The sequence below is a fragment of the Bordetella genomosp. 8 genome, assembly GCF_002119685.1.
GTDB lineage: Bacteria > Pseudomonadota > Gammaproteobacteria > Burkholderiales > Burkholderiaceae_B > Bordetella_C.
The window spans coordinates 3414380-3432492 of sequence record NZ_CP021108.1; the positions used below are offsets into that span (position 1 = coordinate 3414380).

At 67.1% G+C, this 18113-nt stretch carries 15 protein-coding genes; 5 read left to right on the forward strand and 10 right to left on the reverse strand.

Features of this window, described 5'->3' with window-relative positions; all coding sequences use genetic code 11:
- Positions 1–125: 125 nt before the first annotated feature.
- The 7 genes from CAL12_RS15480 to mltG all read right to left on the reverse strand — a co-directional run bounded on the left by CAL12_RS15480 (position 126) and on the right by mltG (position 9123).
- The gene (locus CAL12_RS15480) at positions 126–3749 is read right to left on the reverse strand and encodes a hydantoinase B/oxoprolinase family protein (protein ID WP_086065413.1); all 3624 of its coding nucleotides are present in this window, start codon (positions 3747–3749) and stop codon (positions 126–128) included.
- Between the two features lie 125 nt (positions 3750–3874).
- A complete protein-coding gene (locus CAL12_RS15485; protein WP_086065415.1) occupies positions 3875–4396 on the reverse strand; it encodes a winged helix DNA-binding protein in 522 nt (173 codons plus the stop codon).
- A gap of 234 nt (positions 4397–4630) precedes the next feature.
- Entirely contained in the window at positions 4631–5500 is an 870-nt protein-coding gene (locus CAL12_RS15490) for an ankyrin repeat domain-containing protein (protein WP_086065417.1), read from the reverse strand.
- A gap of 145 nt (positions 5501–5645) precedes the next feature.
- Complete coding sequence (locus CAL12_RS15495) at positions 5646–6416, reverse strand: TatD family hydrolase (protein WP_086065419.1); 771 nt, start codon at positions 6414–6416, stop codon at positions 5646–5648.
- 3 nt (positions 6417–6419) lie between these two features.
- Positions 6420–7481, reverse strand: a complete 1062-nt coding sequence (gene holB, locus CAL12_RS15500) for a DNA polymerase III subunit delta' (RefSeq protein ID WP_086065422.1) — start codon at positions 7479–7481, stop codon at positions 6420–6422.
- Positions 7478–8104, reverse strand: coding sequence for a dTMP kinase (tmk, locus tag CAL12_RS15505; protein WP_086065424.1), 627 nt, complete (start codon positions 8102–8104; stop codon positions 7478–7480). The genes holB and tmk overlap by 4 nt, the downstream gene beginning before the upstream one ends.
- Positions 8101–9123 carry an endolytic transglycosylase MltG gene (mltG, locus tag CAL12_RS15510; RefSeq protein ID WP_086065426.1) on the reverse strand — a complete coding sequence of 341 codons (1023 nt, stop codon included), beginning with the start codon at positions 9121–9123 and terminating at the stop codon, positions 8101–8103. Before mltG ends, tmk begins: the two co-directional genes overlap by 4 nt.
- A 99-nt stretch (positions 9124–9222) precedes the next feature.
- On the opposite strand from mltG, the gene ygfZ reads away from it, so the two are divergent.
- Entirely contained in the window at positions 9223–10224 is a 1002-nt protein-coding gene (gene ygfZ, locus CAL12_RS15515) for a CAF17-like 4Fe-4S cluster assembly/insertion protein YgfZ (protein ID WP_420042726.1), read from the forward strand.
- On the opposite strand, the gene proC is transcribed toward ygfZ, so the two are convergent.
- Entirely contained in the window at positions 10221–11054 is an 834-nt protein-coding gene (proC, locus tag CAL12_RS15520) for a pyrroline-5-carboxylate reductase (RefSeq protein WP_086065430.1), read from the reverse strand. The two genes, ygfZ and proC, sit on opposite strands and share 4 nt — an antisense overlap.
- Before the next feature lie 172 nt (positions 11055–11226).
- On the opposite strand from proC, the gene ugpB reads away from it, so the two are divergent.
- The 4 genes from ugpB to CAL12_RS15540 all read left to right on the forward strand — a co-directional run bounded on the left by ugpB (position 11227) and on the right by CAL12_RS15540 (position 15569).
- Positions 11227–12540: a sn-glycerol-3-phosphate ABC transporter substrate-binding protein UgpB gene (gene ugpB, locus CAL12_RS15525; RefSeq protein ID WP_086065432.1), complete on the forward strand. Its 1314-nt coding sequence runs from the start codon at positions 11227–11229 to the stop codon at positions 12538–12540.
- Between the two features lie 166 nt (positions 12541–12706).
- On the forward strand, positions 12707–13588 hold the full coding sequence (gene ugpA, locus CAL12_RS15530; protein WP_086067911.1) for a sn-glycerol-3-phosphate ABC transporter permease UgpA: 882 nt from the start codon (positions 12707–12709) through the stop codon (positions 13586–13588).
- 12 nt (positions 13589–13600) lie between these two features.
- Positions 13601–14452: a sn-glycerol-3-phosphate ABC transporter permease UgpE gene (ugpE, locus tag CAL12_RS15535; RefSeq protein ID WP_086065435.1), complete on the forward strand. Its 852-nt coding sequence runs from the start codon at positions 13601–13603 to the stop codon at positions 14450–14452.
- Positions 14453–14480: 28 nt separating this feature from the next.
- Positions 14481–15569: a sn-glycerol-3-phosphate import ATP-binding protein UgpC gene (locus CAL12_RS15540; RefSeq protein WP_086065437.1), complete on the forward strand. Its 1089-nt coding sequence runs from the start codon at positions 14481–14483 to the stop codon at positions 15567–15569.
- A 50-nt stretch (positions 15570–15619) separates the two neighbouring features.
- Here CAL12_RS15540 and kefC read toward each other — a convergent pair whose 3' ends face one another.
- Together kefC and kefF are read right to left on the reverse strand one after the other, a co-directional pair.
- The gene (gene kefC / locus CAL12_RS15545; protein WP_086065439.1) at positions 15620–17461 is read right to left on the reverse strand and encodes a glutathione-regulated potassium-efflux system protein KefC; all 1842 of its coding nucleotides are present in this window, start codon (positions 17459–17461) and stop codon (positions 15620–15622) included.
- Positions 17454–18053, reverse strand: a complete 600-nt coding sequence (kefF, locus tag CAL12_RS15550) for a glutathione-regulated potassium-efflux system oxidoreductase KefF (protein WP_086065441.1) — start codon at positions 18051–18053, stop codon at positions 17454–17456. The genes kefC and kefF overlap by 8 nt, the downstream gene beginning before the upstream one ends.
- Between the last annotated feature and the right edge of the window lie 60 nt (positions 18054–18113).

Genomic DNA, 18113 nt, shown 5'->3' on the forward strand with positions numbered 1-18113 from the left:
CTCTCCTTTGTTGAGCTGCGCCCGGGATACGGGCTGCGAGGCGTGCCACGGTTGGCGGCACGCCGAAGCAGAGGATGTTAACGCAGCACAACCGTCCGTATCCGTGCGGATATGTTTCGGCCCCGTTAAATTTTGCCGAAACCCCCTCCTCCCGGTGTTTCAACGACGAAGATGTCGTCAGGCTGGAGCTCGGTGCTGTCCTGCGGTCCCAGGGGCTCGATCCTGCCGTCCGCGCGTTCGACGTAGTTGCGGCCGACCTGTCCCGGCTCGCCGCCGTGCAGGCCGAACGGCGCGTAGCGGCGGTTGTTGGACAGGATCGCCGCCGTCATCGGTTCCAGGAAGCGCAGCCTGCGGATGCCGCCATCGCCGCCGCGATAGCGCCCGTTGCCGCCCGATCCATGACGGATCTCGTACGACTCCAGCCGCACCGGGAAGCGCAGTTCGAGCACTTCCGGATCGGTCAGGCGCGAATTCGTCATGTGCGCCTGCACCACCGACTGACCCGCGAAGCCCTGGCTGGTATCGGCGGGCGCGTCCACCCGCAACGGGCCCGCGCCGGTGCCGCCGGAGATGGTCTCGTAGTACTGGTAGCGGGCATTGCCGAAGGTCAGGTTGTTCATGGTGCCCTGGCTGGCGGCCAGTACGCCCAGCGCGCCGTACAGGGCGTTGACGATGCACATGGACGTCTCGACGTTGCCCGCGACGACCGACGCGGGCGGGTTCGGACGCAGCATGGACCCTTGCGGCACGATGATCTCCAGTGGCTTGAGGCCACCGGCGTTCAGCGGAATCTCGTCGTCGACCAGGGTGCGGAAGACATACAGCACGGCCGCCACGGCGATCGCGCCGGGCGCGTTGAAGTTGTTGTCCAGCTGCGGCGACGTTCCGGTGAAGTCCACCACCGCGCTACGCGCGGCCCGGTCGACCCGTACCGCGACGCGTATCACCGCGCCGTTGTCCAGGGGATACTCGTAGCTGCCGTCCTTCAGCACCGAGATGACGCGCCGCACGGCCTCTTCGGCATTGTCCTGTACGTGTCCCATGTAGGCGCGCACGACGTCCAGGCCGAAGTGGTCGCACATGCGCAGCAGCTCCTGCACGCCTTTTTCATTGGCGGCGATCTGCGCCCGCATGTCCGCGATGTTCTGGTCGGGATTGCGGGCCGGCCATTTACCCGAACCCAGGATGGCGCGGGCCTCCCGCTCGCGGAATTCACCGTCGCGCACCAGTTGAAAGTTCGTGAAAAGAACGCCTTCGTCTTCCACGGTACGCGAATCGGGCGGCATGGACCCGGGCGTGGTGCCGCCGATGTCCGCATGGTGGCCGCGCGACCCCACGTAGAACAGGATGTCGCGGCCGGCACGGTCGAATACCGGCGTGATGACGGTCACGTCCGGCAGGTGGGTGCCGCCATGGTAGGGGTCATTGACGACATAGGCGTCGCCCGGCTTCATGCGCCCTTCGTTGGCGGTCATCACGGTGCGGATGGACTCGCCCATGGACCCCAGGTGCACCGGCATGTGCGGCGCGTTGGCGATCAGGTTGCCCCGGTCGTCGAAGATGGCGCAGGAGAAATCCAGGCGTTCCTTGATGTTGACGGAGTACGCGGTGTTCTGCAGCCGATAGCCCATCTGCTCGGCGATGGACATGAACAGGTTGTTGAACACCTCCAGCATGACCGGGTCGGCCTGGGTCCCCACCGCGCGCCGTTGGGGCCGCGCTTCGAAGCGCCGCAGGACCAGATGGTCGCGCGGCGTCAATTCCACGCGCCAGCCCGGCTCCACGACGGTGGTCTGGTTCTTTTCGGAAACGATGGCCGGGCCGTCGACCCGGTCGCCCGGCATCATGTCGTCGCGTACGTACAGCGGGGTATCGCGCCAGGCGCCGCCGCTGTACATGCGCACCACGCGGCGCGCCTGCAGCGGTCCGTTGCGGTGCCCCTGCACGGGGGCCTCCGTCACGGGTTCGCCGCCGCCGGTGGCTTCCACCGAGATGGTTTCCACCACCAGTTCGCGTCCGGGCATCAGGAAGGAATAGCGTTGGCGATAGGCGGCCTCGAAATCGGCGCGCGCCTGGTCGACAGACGTGAAGGGCACTTCCAGCGCGGTATCGGTGCCACGGTATTTCAGGTGCAGGCGGCGCTGCACCGAAATCGCGTCCTGCGCGACGTGCTGGCGCCGCAGCTCGGCGACGGCGTCGCCGGCCAGCGCGTCCAGCTCCGTGCCCAGGGCGGCGAACAGGTCACCGTCCAGCACTTTCTCGACGGTTTTCTGGCGCATCTCGGTCTGGTCGGCCAGGCCCATGCCATAGGCCGAGAGGACGCCCGCCAACGGATGCGCGAATACCGTGGTCATGCCCAGGGCGTCGGCCACCAGGCAGGCATGCTGGCCACCGGCGCCACCGAAGACCGTCAAGGCGTATTCGGTCACGTCATGGCCGCGCTGCACGGAAATGCGCTTGATGGCCTCGGCCATATTGCCCACGGCGATTTCCAGGAAGCCTTCGGCCAGTTGCTCAGGCGTCATGTCGCGGCCGGTTTCCGCCTTGACGCGTGCCGCCATCGCGCGGAAGCCCTGCTCCGCGGCGTCGCGGTCCAGCGGCTGGTCGGCACGCGGGCCGAAGACCTTGGGGAAGAAGTCCGGCTGGATCTTGCCCAGCAGCACGTTGCAGTCCGTCACGGCCAGCGGCCCGCCACGCCGGTAGCTGGCGGGCCCCGGATTGGCGCCGGCCGAGTCGGGGCCCACGCGCAGGCGCGCGCCGTCGAAGTGCAGGATGGATCCGCCGCCGGCGGCCACGGTGTGGATACTCATCATGGGGGCGCGCATGCGTACGCCGGCCACGCGGGTTTCGAATTCGCGTTCGAACTCGCCGGCATAGTGCGAAACGTCGGTGGACGTGCCGCCCATATCGAAGCCGATGATCTGCTTGAAGCCCGCCAGTTCGCTGGTGCGCACCATGCCGACGATGCCGCCGGCCGGGCCGGACAGGATGGCGTCCTTGCCGCGAAAGCGGTGGGCATCGGTCAGGCCGCCGCTGGACTGCATGAACATCAGGCGTATGCCCGGCAGTTCACCGGCGACCTGTTCGACGTAGCGGCGCAGGATGGGCGAGAGGTAGGCGTCGACCACCGTGGTGTCGCCGCGCGAGACAAACTTGATCAGCGGGCTGACCTCATGCGAGACCGAGACCTGCGTGTAGCCGATCTGGCGCGCGAGTTCGGCGGCGCGTTGTTCGTGCCGCGGCTCGCGCCAGGCGTGCATGAACACGATGGCGACCGCGCGCATGCCTTCGTCATACCGGGCCTGCAGGTCGCGCCGCAGCGCGGCTTCGTCCAGGGGCGCCACCACGTCGCCGTTGGCGGCGATGCGCTCGTCCGCTTCGACGACACCGTCATAAAGCATTTCCGGCAGCACGACGTTGCGGTCGAACAGCCGTGGACGATTCTGATAGGCGATGCGCAGCCCGTCGCGGAATCCCCGCGTGGTCACCAGCAGCGTCCGTTCACCCTTGCGTTCCAGCAAGGCGTTGGTGGCCACCGTGGTGCCCATCTTGACGCAGTCGACCTGATCGGCGGGCACCGGTTCGCCCGGCGCCAGGCCCAGCAGCTTGCGGATGCCGGCCACCGCCGCGTCGCGATACTGCTCCGGGTTCTCGGAAAGCATCTTGATGGTGGTGGTCGAACCGTCGGGACGACGGCCCACGATGTCCGTGAACGTACCGCCACGGTCTACCCAGAATTGCCACTTCATAGCGATTCCTATGCTGTTTGCCGGGGCGCGACAGGCCCCGCCGAAAGGTTAGGTGTTGCGGAAAATATGCGGGCGCAGGTGACTACCGCGCGTGGTTCCATGCCGCGTCTGCCTTGGCGCCGGCGCTAGAGCGAGGTGGCCGCGCGCGCGGCCTGGTCGTACACGCCGGACAGCCCGCGCAGCAGGTTGGCCAGGTCCTGCGAAAACTCCAGGCCGCTGCTGGCCGCGGGCAAGCCGTCGATCAGGCAGCGTTCGCGCACCTCGACGTAGCGGCCGATGATCTCGCTGCCCTTGGGCGTCACGGAATAGATCACTTCCTTGCCGCTGCGCTGCCCCTGCACCACGCCCAGCCGCTCCAGCTTCTTGAGCGAGTAGTTGACGATATGGGTGTCTTCGATGTTCAGGGTGAAGCAGATATCGGCCAGCTTCTTACCGCGCTGGCGGTGATACACGTGATGCAGGACGATCACGTCGATCGAGGTCAGGTCGGGCAGGCCGGCGGCCGCCATGCAGCGCACGATCCAGCGGTTGAAGGCATGCCCGGCGATCATCAGGCCGAACTCCACGGCCGACAGGTCGGGCGCGCGGTCCGACACGAGATGGGATGAAGCCGCGATCAGGGACTTGGGGGCGTGGGTAGCGCTCATGTGCAGGCCTGTGGGGAAACGAAGGGACGCCACGCAGCGGCGATTCCGTCCACACAGCCCCGGCCCGGGCCGGAGGATCTGCGCGCACATGCACACCGCGATGCGATCACGGCGTGATACTAATATTTCGTTGATAAATTATCAACGAAATATCAAATAAATCGGGTTTACCCTAGACTGGGATGTCGGGCGACACCCCTGTCCGGGGTTGGGCCGGTAGAGTGCCGGCCTTCCCTATTTCCGAGTGCCGGCATCGGGATCCAGGCGTATGCCCTCCACGCCCTTGAGCGTGGGCGGGGTCGGGTCGACCGCGCCGGGCTGGGCGGGGGGCGGCGTGGTTCCTGTCGTCACCGGCGGGGCGGAGGGCATGGTGAACGCGGGAGCGCCGGCAGGCATGCCACCCCCAGCGCCACCTCCGGCGCCACCGCCTGCCCCACGCAACGCCGCCATCCGGGCCGAGGACGCCTGGCGCAGTTCCGCGGCCAGGTCCTTGTGCTGGGCCGATTCGGCCCAGGCGGCCGCATCCAGGCCCTGGGTATTGCGCATGGTCGGGTCGGCGCCCGCCTTGAGCAGCAGGTCCGTCATGTCGCGGCTGCCCGAAAGCCCCGCCATCATCAACGGCGTCGTACCGTCCGGCCCGGGCGCGTTGACGATGGCCTTGTGGGCCAGCAGCAGCCTGGCCATATCCATCTGGCCCTTGGAAGCGGCGTAATGGAGCGGCGTCCAGCCCAGGCGGTTGACCTGGGCGCCACGCGCGATCAGCGCCTTGGCGCGGTCGATCTGCCCCTGGATCGCCAGGTACATCAACGGCGTTTCGTCGTGGTCGTTGGCGGCATTGACGTCGGTGCGCCTGTCGGCCGCGAGCACGTCATACACCCGCCACGCGCCGTCGCGGACCGCCTGCATGATGGCGGGTTGACCCTTGATGCGCGTGTTCGGATTCCAGCCCTGGCCTAGCAGGGCACGCATGTCGTCGGCGCGATCGTTGGCCACGATGATGGGTGCGTTGGCCGGATTTTCGGCGTGGGATACGGCGGGCGCGGCCAGCCCCATAAGCATCGCGGCCGATACCACGGCAGGCGCCATTACAAATTTTCTTTTCATATCAGCTCCTTATAGGCAGAAATGAAAGCAGATTCTGAGGAAGCGGACGGTCCGCTGGCGCGCGCTGGCGCATGGGACGTGCCCCCGGCCGCCATTGCCGCATGGGCGGCGGCATAGGCCGCTAATACCTAAAGCAAATTCGAGATTACCGCTCTATCTTATTGAATAGCCGGAAAAAATTCTCTGTAGTGGCGTGCGCCACGTCGGCCACCGCCAGGCCCTTGAGGTCAGCGATCTTTTCAGCAACGTGGATGACCTTGGACGGGTCGTTCAGTTTGCCCCGGTACGGGACCGGCGCCAGATAGGGCGAATCGGTTTCGATCAGCAGGCGGTCCAGCGGCATGCGCGCCGCGACGTCGTGCAGCACGGCGGCGTTCTTGAAGGTGACGATACCGGACAGGGAAATATGGAAGTTCAGGTCCATTGCCGCCCGCGCGACATCCCAGGTTTCCGTGAAGCAGTGCATCACGCCGCCGACTTCCTCCGCCTTCTCCTCGCGCATGATGCGCAGGGTGTCCTCGGCGGACGAGCGGGTATGGATGATCAGCGGCAGGCCCGCGTCCCTGGCCGCGCGAATGTGGGTGCGAAAGCGGTCGCGCTGCCATTCCAGGGGTTCGCTCAGGCGGTAATAGTCCAGCCCGGTCTCCCCGATGGCGACGACCTTGGCGTCCGCCGCGAGCGCCACCAATTCGTCCGATGACGGATCCTGCGTCGACTCATGGTCCGGATGCACGCCCACCGACGCCCAGAGGTTGCGGTGCGGCTTCACCAATTCCATCAAACCGGGCCAATCCGGCATCGCGACGCTGACGACCAGGGCGTGGGTCACCTGGTTGGCGGCCATGCGATCCAGGATATCGGGCAGGTTTTCCGCCAGCTCGGGGAAGTTCAAATGGCAATGGGAATCGACGTACATGGCTCAGGCCTGGCAGGAGAGCACCACGCGCTGCAAGGCGGCGTGGGCGAATAGTTTGGCGTTCAAGGGGTGGCCGGCCAGGGCCCGCTGGCGGGTCAGCCAGCGCGCGGTGTCGGCCAGCCTGGCGGCATCGGCGCGCGCCGCCGTCCGTGCCGATGTGGCCGCCAGCGCCGGGAAATAGCGCGATGGGGCGCCGGCACCATTCAGCATCAGGTCCACGTAGTAGCGTTGCAGCGCGTCTATCCATTGCGCCGCTGGCAGCTTGTCCAACTGGTCGGCCAGGGCGCCCACGTCAGGCGATTGCCCCTGCGCCAACGGCCCCGCCAGTTGCTCCAGCCAGGGTGGGCAGGCGCTTTCCTCGGTTTGCGACAGGCGTAGCGCGCCCAAGGGCGCGCCGCCCGCGGCCGCCAGCCAGGACGCGGCATCGCGCACGCCCTGAGCTTCCAGCCACTGCAGCGCCTGTTCCGGCGCCGGCGTCGCCAGCGGCAGCCGGCGGCAGCGTGACAGCAGCGTCGGCAGCAGCCGGTCCGGCGCGTCGGCCACCAGCAGGAAGATGGTATGCGCGGGAGGTTCCTCCAGCACCTTCAACAAGGCGTTGGCGGAAATCACGTTCAAGGCCTGGGCGGGATAAAGCAGCGCGACCCGCCAGCCGCCACGATGCGTCGCGGTATTGAACCAGGATTCCAATCCGCGGATCTGGTCCACCCGGATGTCCTTGGAAGGCGCGCGCTTGCTGCTGCCGCTTCCCGCCGCTGTCGCGGCCTCGGCGTCTTCCGATTCGGCGGCGGCCTCCGCGCCCTCTTCCAGCGCGATGGCCTCGGGGCGGATGCGCCGCAGGTCGGGATGATTGCCGCTGGCTACCCAGCCGCAGGCCGCGCATGCGCCGCAGGCCAGCCCCTGGCGAGGCGATTCGCACAAGAGGCTGGCGGCGGCGGCGGCGGCGAACTGCAGCTTGCCGATGCCCGCCAGCCCATGGATCAGCCAGGCATGGGCAAACCGCTCACGCTGGCCCAGCCAGGCGCGCGCGGCGTCGGTCTGCCAGGGCAGGAATTGCGCCAGGCTCATCGCGACGCTTCCACCAGGTCGCGGATCTCGCTGCCGAGCTGCGCGCGTATCGCCGGGATATCGCGGGCGCTGTCGACGATATGGATGCGCGACGGAAAACGCGCGGCGCGCGCCAGGTAGACGTCGCGGGTGCGCTGGAAGAAGGCCGCGCCTTCGCTTTCGAAGCGGTCCGGGCTGCGCGCATCGGCCAGCCGCGCGCGGGCGACCTCCAGGGGCACGTCGAACAGCCAGGTGCGGTCCGGCTGCAGTCCCGGGTGCACCCACTGCTCCAGCACCGCCACGCGGTCCACGCCCAATTGCCGGCCGCCGCCCTGGTACGCATAGGTAGCGTCGGTGAAGCGGTCGCAGACCACCCAGTCGCCGCGCGCCAGGGCGGGCTCGATGACCTGCCGCACGTGCTCGCAGCGCGACGCGAACATGACCAGGGTTTCGGTCTCCAGGCTCATGGGCTCATGCAGCACCAGATCGCGCAGGCGTTCGCCCAGCGGCGTCCCGCCCGGTTCTCGCGTCGTCACCACCGACAGCCCGTGGCCGCGCAGGGTGTCCGCCAGCCACTCCGTATGGGTGCTTTTGCCGGCGCCGTCCACGCCTTCCAGGGTGATGAATTTGCCGCGTATCGTCATGGCGCGCGATCCTTGCCCAATATGTAGCGCGAGACGTTGCGATTGTGGTCGGACAGCGTCGCGGAGAACTCGCTGGTGCCATTGCCCCGCGAGACGAAGTACAGGAAATTGTGATGCGCCGGCCGCACGGCGGCGAGGAGCGCCGCGCGGCCGGGGCTGGAGATCGGCGTCGGCGGCAGGCCGGGACGGGTATAGGTGTTCCATGGCGTGTCCGTCTGCAGATCGCGGCGGCGGATACGCCCTTGATAGCTGTCGCCCATGCCGTAGATGACCGTGGGATCGGTCTGCAGCGGCATGCCTTCGCGCAGCCGGTTGGCGAAGACGCCGCCGATGCGCGTGCGGTCGGACGTATCGCCGGTTTCCTTTTCGATGATGGACGCCAGGATCAGGGCCTCGTAGGGCGTGGCCAGCGGCACACCCGGGTCGCGCTCGGCCCAGGTGCGGGCCAGGATGCGCTGCCCTTCCTGGTAGGCGCGGCGCAGCAGGTCGAAATCGGTGCTGCCGGGCGAAAAGACGTAGGTGTCCGGAAAGATCAGGCCTTCCAGGCTGGAGGCGTCCGACCCCAGGCGACGCAGGATTTCGGCGTCGTCCACGCCGCCCAGCGTCTGCTTGACGTCGGGATTTTCGCGCAGGGCCTGGCGGATCTGCTTGTAGGTCCAGCCTTCCACGAAGGTGATCTGGCGCATCGTCATGTCGCCGCGCGCCAGGCGCTCCAGCAGGCGCCAGGGGCTGTCGCCCTGGATTGCCTGATAGCCGCCGGCCTTGATGAGCTTGTCCCGCTCGGTCAGCCGCGCCATCCAGACGAAGCCGTCTTCCCACACCGGCACGCCGGCGCCGTTCAGGATGCGCGCCACCGTGCGGGGGCTGCTGCCGGGGTCGACGACGAAATCCACGCGCTCGGCAGGCAGCCGCAGCGTGTGGTGCATCCAGTACCAGGCGCTGCCGCAAGCCGCGGCCGCGGCCAGCACGACGACGAGCAGAAACGCGAGAAAGAAGGTTAAGGCGGATCGCTTCTTCATGAGATCCAGCAGTTTAAAGGATTCATGGCTGAGACATTCCACGGGCGGCGGGCGGTATCATGGGTGTTTCGGATCCCGTGCCACCGCGGCCAACTTTCCTTGCATTCCATGACCGACCTGCCCCCCTCTTCCCTCATCGCCGACCATGCCGAGTTGCCGGAGCTGCGACTGATTTCGGCCGGCGGCGCGGACGTCATCGATTTCCTTCACGGCCAGCTGACCCAGGACGTCCAGGGGCTGACGGACGACTCGGCGGCGCTGGCCGGCTACTGCACCGCCAAGGGCCGATTGCTGGCGACGCTGGTGATGTGGCGCGCGGCCGCCGCACCGGACGACGCCGGCGCGCCACGCTGGCATGCGCTGGTACGCGCGGACGTCGCCGAAGCCTTGCTCAAGCGCCTGCGCATGTTCGTGCTGCGCGCCAAGGTCACCCTGTCGGTCACGCCGGCGCACGTGGCCGGCGTGTGGACCGCTGGCGACCCGGCCGGCGTCGAGGCCGCCGCTGGGGGGGCCCTGCCACGGCAGGCCTGGCGCCGCGTCGAACTGCCCAGCGGAACCTGGATCGCCGCGCCGGCCGCGCATGGGCTGCGCTGGTGGTGGGTGGCCACGGACGAACAACGCCAGGCCGGCCCCGCGCTGCGCGACGTGCTGGCGGCCGGGGACGCACAGCGTTGGCGCGCGGACGAACTGGCCGCCGGGCTGCCCTGGGTGGGCACGCCGATACAGGACCTGTTCATTCCGCAGATGGTGAATCTGGACCTGATCGGCGGGGTCAGCTTCACCAAGGGCTGCTACCCGGGCCAGGAAGTCGTGGCGCGCAGCCACTACCGCGGCACGGTGAAGCGGCGCATGGCGTACGGGATCGTGGCGGGACAGGATGGCGCCGCGATCGCCCCGGGCGCGGACGTCTACGACGCCCGGGAACCGGGCGAGCCCTGTGGCCGGGTCGTCGATGCGGCCACGGCGGCGGGTACGCCGGACGCCGCGATCCTGTTCGAGACCACGCTGAGCAGCCTGCCGGCCGGCGACCTGCGCCTGGGCCGCGCGGACGGGCCGGCGATCCGGGTGGAACCCCTGCCCTACGCGCTGGAACCCGCCTAGGCCTTGCCGAACTCGTCCGCGAGTTCGCGCGAACGCTGCGCGGCCGCCTGCATCGCGCGGCTGACCAGCCCCATGAAGTCGTCTTCCTCGAACACCTTCAAGGCCGCCGCCGTCGTGCCGCCCTTGGACGTCACGCGATCGCGCAGCACCGCCGGCGGATCATCGGACTCGCGCGCCAGGCGCACCGCGCCGGACAAGGTCCCCAGCGCCAGCTCGCGCGCCTGCTCGGCATTCAGGCCGACCCGCTGGCCCCCTTCGATAAGCGCCTCGATGAATCGGAAGACATAGGCTGGGCCGCTGCCGGATAGCGCCGTCACGGCATCGATGGCGGCATCGTCGGCCACCCACACCACGCTGCCGACGGAGGCCAGCATGGTTTCGGCCAGGCGCCGCTCCTGATCCGTAACGCCCGGCATCGCCAGCATGCCGGTCACGCCTTCGCCGACCAGCGCGGGGGTGTTGGGCATGCACCGCACCAGCTTGGGCCAAGGCGCGGTCGCGCCCAACCAGCCCGCCAGCACGTCGCCCCGTATGCCGGCCGCCACGCTGATCACCAGCGTACCGTCGCGCAGGAAGGGCCGCGACGTGGTCACCGCCTCATGCATGAACTGCGGCTTGACGGCATAGAACCAGACCTGGCATTGCTCCAGCCGGCTGTCCGGCGTCGCCGACGCGGTGGCGCCGCGCGCCGCCCAGGCCGCACGGGCATCCGTATTGATGTCGACCACGTGGAAGTTTTCGGGCGGGCAGATCTTGCCGGCGAGTCCGGCGCCCAGGGCGGTCGCCATATTCCCGCCCCCGATGAAAGCGATGTGCAGATTTTTGTCCATGGAAGGATTGTAGACGGCAGTTCCATCCGACGCGGCGGCGTAGGACAACTCCTATTTGACAGTGAGGGGGCGCGGTGTAACAGTCACGAGTTCGTCACAAACAATTCATATGGTGTCGGGCTGCCTGCCCCTATCCGGGCCACGGCCACGTAATCCACGGAGGAATCCATCCATGCGCTCCCACCGCCTCGCGCTCGTCGCGGCGTCCCTGCTCACCGCATTCGCCGCCACCTCGGCCAATGCGGCCACCGAAATCCAGTTCTGGCACTCCATGGAAGGTGCGCTGGGCGATCGAGTCAACGAGATCGTCAACGACTTCAACAAGAAGAATCCCGACTACCAGGTCAAGGCGGTCTACAAGGGCAACTACGGCGAATCGATGAACGCCGGCATCGCGGCCTTCCGCGCGGGCAATGCGCCGGACATCCTGCAGGTATTCGAAGTGGGCACCGCCACCATGATGTACGCCAAGGGCGCCATCAAGCCGGTGCAGCAGATGTCCGAGGAAGTGGGCGATCCCATCAACCCGAAGGACTTCATCGGCGCCGTCGCGGGCTACTACTCGTCGCCGGATGGCAAGCTGGTGTCGATGCCGTTCAACAGCTCCACCGTGGTGTTCTATTACAACAAGGACGCCTTCCAGAAGGCCGGCCTGGACCCGGAAAAACCGCCCAAGACCTGGGAAGAACTGGCCGCCGACACCAAGAAGCTGAAGGCCGCCGGCGTCGAGTGCGGCTACACGACCTCCTGGCCGTCCTGGACCCAGCTGGAAACCTTCTCGGCCTGGCATAACGTGCCCTACGCCACCAAGGACAACGGTTTCGGCGGCCTGGACGCGCGCCTGGCCATCGATTCGCCGCTGCACGTGCGCCACATGGAATTCCTGGCCAACCTGGCCAAGGACGGCGAGTTCATGTACGGCGGGCGCGGCGACGATCCCAACGCCCTGTTCATCTCGGGCAAGTGCGCCATGATCACCGGCTCCAGCGGCCTGCGCGCCAACATCATGAAGAACGCCAAGTTCAAGTTCGGCATCTCCACGCTGCCGTACTACTCGGACGTCAAGGGTGCGCCGCAGAACACCATCATCGGCGGCGCGTCGCTGTGGGTCTTCGGCAACAAGAAGCCCGACACCTACAAGGGCGTGACCAAGTTCTTCAAGTATCTGTCCAGCCCCGAAGTGGCGGCCAAGTGGCACCAGCAGACCGGCTATGTGCCGGTGACCAAGGCCGCCTACGAACTGACGCAGAAACAGGGCTTCTATGACCAGAACCCCGGCACCGACGTCGGCGTCAAGCAGTTGAACGTCGAGACCACCGCGCAGTCGCGCGGCGTGCGCCTGGGCTACCTGCCGCAGATCCGTGAAATCGAGGACGCCACGATCGAACAGATCGTCTCCGGCAAGGTCGGTGCGCAAGCCGGCCTGAAGGACGCCGCCAAGCGCGGCAACGACCTGCTCGAGAAGTTTGAAAAAAGTGTAAAGTAGCGCCCTTTTCAGGCTGATGTAGGACCAAGTCGCGACCAAGACGCGACTTGGAACCCTGTGCCAACGAAGGCTAGTCCGCCGGCGATTCCCTCGGGAATCGCCCCGCCTGAAATGTTTCACGTTTTTGATGCGTCCGCGGCCATCCCGCGCGCATGCGCTGGCAAACATGGAAAAACGCGTCGTCTTCGGCCATAAGCTACTGCCCTACCTGCTGCTGTTGCCGCAGCTCGTCATCACGGTAGTGTTCTTCTTCCTGCCCGCCGGGCAGGCGATGTGGCAATCGCTGCATGTCGAAGACCCCTTCGGGCTGTCTTCCACCTTTGCCGGCCTTTCCAATTTCAAGGACCTGTTCAGCCAGGCCACGTACATCGATTCGTTCAAGGTCACCGCGGTGTTCTCGATCCTGGTCGCGGTGGTCGGCCTGTCGGTATCCCTGCTGCTGGCCGTCATGGCCGATCGCGTCATCAAGGCCGCCGGGCTGTACAAGACCCTGCTCATCTGGCCGTATGCCGTGGCGCCCGCGGTGGTAGGCGTATTGTGGCTGTTCCTGTTCTCGCCCGCGGTCGGCATCCTGGCCGTCGCGCTCAACAGGATGGGCGTCGCCTGGAACCCCCGCTTGAACGGCACCGAGGCCATGACGCTGGTGCTGATCGCTTCGGTGTGGAAGCAGATCTCCTACAACTTCCTGTTCTTCCTGGCCGGACTGCAATCCATCCCGCGCTCGCTGATCGAAGCCGCGGCGATCGACGGCGCCGGCCCCACGCGCCGGTTCTGGAGCATCGTCTTCCCGCTGCTGTCGCCGACCACCTTCTTCCTGCTGGTGGTCAACGTCATCTACGCCTTCTTCGACACCTTCGCGGTCATCGACACCACGACGCAGGGCGGCCCTGGCACATCGACGGCCATCCTGGTCTACAAGGTGTACAGCGACGGCTTCCGCGGCCTGGACCTGGGCTCTTCCGCCGCCCAATCGGTCGTGCTGATGGTCATCGTCGTGGCGCTGACCGTCATCCAATTCCGCTACATCGACCGCAAGGTCCAGTACTGACACAGAGGCTTTATGGTTGAGCGCCGACCCTGGCTGGATATCCTGGCCCACGTGATACTGCTCTGCGGCGTGGCCGTGGTCGCGTTTCCGCTGTACGTCACCTTCGTCGCCTCCACCCAGACGGCGCAGGAAGTGGCCAACGCGCCCATGTCGCTGCTGCCCGGTTCGCATTTCGTCGAGAACTACCTGCAGGCGCTGTTCGCCGGATCCGGCGGCGGTTCCAGCGGCACGCCGGTGGGCCGCATGCTGTGGGTCAGCCTGGTGATGGCGCTGAGCATTTCCATCGGCAAGATTCTCATCTCGCTGCTGTCCGCCTTCGCGGTGGTGTACTTCCGCTTCCGCGGGCGCATGTTCTTCTTCTGGATGATCTTCGTCACGCTGATGCTGCCGGTGGAAGTCCGCATCGCCCCGACCTACAAGGTCGTCGCCGACCTGGGGCTGCTGAACAGCTACGCCGGCCTGACGCTGCCGCTGATCGCGTCCGCCACCGCCACCTTCCTGTTCCGCCAGTTTTTCCTGACCGTGCCGGACGAACTGGTGGAAGCCGCGCGCATCGACGGCGCCGGCCCGCTGCGCTTTTTCCGGGACGTGCTGCTGCCGCTGTCGCGCACCAGCATCGCCGCGCTGTTCGTCATCCAGTTCATCTACGGCTGGAACCAATACCTGTGGCCGCTGCTGATCACGACGCAGGAAGACATGTACCCCATCGTGATCGGCATCAAGCGCATGGTCAGCGGGGGCGACAGCGTCACGGAATGGAACATCACCATGGCCACGGCCATGCTGGCGATGCTTCCGCCCGCGCTTGTCGTGATCCTGATGCAGAAGTGGTTCGTCAAGGGCCTCGTGGACACTGAAAAGTGATCGCCGCCGCAACTCACCGAATCTTCACATGGCTACTCTAAGCTTTCGCAACGTCAAGAAAACCTACGCCGGCAACATCCCGGTGATCCACGGCATAGACGTGGACATCGCCGATGGCGAGTTCGTCGTCATCGTCGGCCCGTCAGGCTGCGGCAAATCCACGCTGATGCGGATGGTGGCGGGGCTGGAAACCGTGACCAGCGGCGAAATCCAGATCGACGGGAAGACGGTGAACCACCTGGAGCCGGCCGAGCGCGATATCGCGATGGTGTTCCAGAACTACGCCCTGTATCCGCACATGAGCGTGTTCCAGAACATGGCGTACGGGCTGAAGATCCGCAAGATGTCCAAGGACGAGATCCGCAAGCGCGTCGAAGCCGCCGCGCAGATCCTCGAGCTGGGCCATCTGCTGGAACGGCGGCCGCGCCAACTGTCCGGCGGCCAGCGCCAGCGCGTGGCGATGGGCCGCGCGATCGTGCGCGAACCCAAGGTGTTCCTGTTCGACGAGCCGCTGTCCAACCTGGACGCCAAGCTGCGCGTGGCGATGCGCCTGGAACTGCTGAAGCTGCATCGGCGCCTGGGCACCACCAGCCTGTACGTGACCCACGACCAGGTGGAAGCGATGACGCTGGCCCACCGCATGATCGTCATGAACAAGGGCGTGCCGGAACAGATCGGTACGCCGATGGAAGTCTTCGAGCGCCCTGCCTCCACGTTCGTCGCGGGTTTCATCGGATCGCCGCCGATGAACCTGGTGCCGGTCAACGTGCAGGGTGACGGCACGCTGAAGACCACCGCCGGCCTGGACCTGGCGATCGCGCCCACCGACGTTCCTTCGGCGGTGCGTGGACGCAACGCGATCCTGGGCGTGCGGCCTGAGCACATGGTGCTCAACGCACCCGGCATGCGCGTCGAGATCGAAATGGTGGAAACGCTGGGATCCGAGCAGTTGGTCCACGGACGCTGCGGCGACGCGGACATCGTCGTGCGTTGCACCACGCGGCAGCTGCAGGAAGCGATCATCAAGCCTGGCGACCAGATGAACATCGGTCCGGACGGCCGCCACCCCCTGCACTGGTTCGACCAGGAAAGCGGCAAGCGCATCCAGGGCACCTGAGCACGCCGCGGCGGCGCACGGCCGCCGCGCGATCCCTACGCCAGCGACCGTCAGGCTGCCTGGTCCTGCTCCCGCCGTTGCGGCTCGGCTTCGCCGCCCCATGGCACGCGGTGCGCCACCCGCGACAATTCGCGGTCGCGCGAGATGGATTTTTCCAGCGTATCCTGAGCACGCCGGGCGACCGTGATGCGAAAGCCGTCGTCCTCGAACCGGGGCGCGGTCTCTTCCAGCATGGCGATGTTGTTGATGCGGAAGGCGTCCGCCACTTCCTTGGCCTCGTAGGCGCCCATCCCGAGCGCCTCCAGCGCCCGCCGGCCGGCCAGCAGCGACGACTCGAACAATTCCCGCTCGACCATATCGATGCCGCGCTTGCGCAGCTGGAAGTAATGCACGGCGTCGCGCGCCCGCGCGACCACGCGCAGATTGGGAAAGTCGCGCTGCACGACATCGACCAGGCGCAGGCTGTCGGACACGCTGTCGATGGCGTTGACGATGACTTCCGCCCGTGCCGCGCCCGCCGTTTCCAGCAGGTCCGACCGCGTGGCATCGCCATAGAACACCTTGGTGCCGAACTTGCGCACCGTATCGATGTTGTCCGGATCGTGGTCCAGGATCACGACCTTGACGCCATTGGCCAGCAGCAGGCGCCCGGCGATCTGCCCGAACCTGCCGAAGCCCGCGATGATGACGCGCGCCCCGTCGTCCTCGATCTCGTCGGTGGCCCGCGTGCTCTTGGGCTGGCGGCGTTCCAGCACGTCCAGCAACGCCAGGATCACCGGCGTCGCCGCCATCGACAGCGCCACCACCAGGGTCAGCACGCGCGACCAGTCCTCGGGCAGCACGTCGGCCGCGCGCGCCGTCGAAAACACCACGAAGGCGAATTCGCTGCCCTGCCCCAGCAAGGTGGCGAACATCAGGCAACGGCCACGCTGCGCGCCGAACAGGCGGCCCAGCGCGTACAGGACCGCGAACTTCAACACCAGGAAGCCCGCCAGCACGCCCAGGATCATCAGCGGACGCTGCAGCAGCGTGCCGAAGTCGATCGACATGCCCACGCCCATGAAGAACAGGCCCAGCAGCAGGCCCTTGAACGGCTGGATATCGCTTTCCAGCGCATGCCGGTATTCGGAGCTGGCCAGCAGCACGCCCGCCAGGAAGGCGCCCATGGCCATCGACAGACCGGCGTGTTCCATCAGCTCACCCACGCCGATGACCAGCAGCAGCGCCACCGCGCTGAAGACTTCGCGCAGGCCCGAACGGGCCACGAAGCGCAGCAGCGGCCGCGCCAGGTAGCGGCCCACCACCACCGCCACCGCCACCGCCGCGACGATCTTCAGCGTCGCCAGGCCGATGCTGTCGCCGCCTTCGCCGGCCTGGCCGCCCGCCAGCAGGGGAATCATGGCGATCAGCGGAATGGCCGCCAGGTCCTGGAACAACAGTACCGAAAAGGATCTTTCGCCCAGGGTCGTCTGCAGCAGGCTGCGTTCGCCCATGGCCTGCATCGCCACCGCGGTGGACGACAGCGCCAGGGTCAAACCCACCAGCGCCGCCACCGGCCAGGCCAGGCCCAGCCATGCCATGAAGGCTGCCAATGCCGCGCCGCACAATCCGACCTGAAGCGCGCCGCCGCCGAAAACCGGTACGCGCATGTGCCACAGGCGCCGGGGGTCGAGCTCCAGCCCGATCAGGAACAGCATCAGGACGACGCCGATTTCAGCAAAGCCCAGGATCTGCTCGGGATCTTCCACCACGCGCAGGCCCCAGGGCCCGATGACGCAGCCGGCGATCAGGTATCCCAACACCGAACCCATGCGCGCCCGCATCGCCAGCGGTACGAAGATGACCGCCGCGGCCAGGTACTCCAGGACTTCCAGCAGGAACGCCTTATCCATGTCCGGCCTCCGTCATGGCCGGGCTTGCGGGGCTGGCTAGACTGGCCGGGCTGGCCGGGCTGGCCGCGGCGGTACCGGCCGCATGGCGCGCCAGCACGTCGCGGTAGCCCGTCGCCACCGTCGCCAGCGCCATGGCGTCCAGCGTCACGGCGCCATGCACCGCATAGGGCGGCAGCCATTGCATGCCGCACAGCTCCGCGGCGCTGCGCAGGGGCTGGGCCAGTACGCCCAGGTCGGCGTCGGCGCAATGCGCGAAATCGTCCGCCGCGCCGCCCGTCGTCACGGCCCACATCAGGGCCTTGCCGCGCAGGGCGGCGCCGTCCACGCCATACGCCCAACCGTGTTCCAGCACCCTGTCCATCCATTGCCGGAACAGCGCCGGCGCGCCGTACCAATGCAGGGGATGCTGCCACACGACCACGCTGGCGTCGGCCAGCGCCGCCTGTTCGGCCGCCACGTCGATGTGGAAGTCCGGGTACAGGTCGTACAGGGAGCGCACGCGCACTTCCGGCACGTCGTCCAGCGCCGCGAGCATGGCACGATTGGTGCGGGAATGCCGCGGATAGGGATGGGCGTATACGATTAGGATCATGACGATGTCCTGCCAGAATGGCGATATGGCGTTACCCTTCGCATCTTAGCCGCGGGCGGG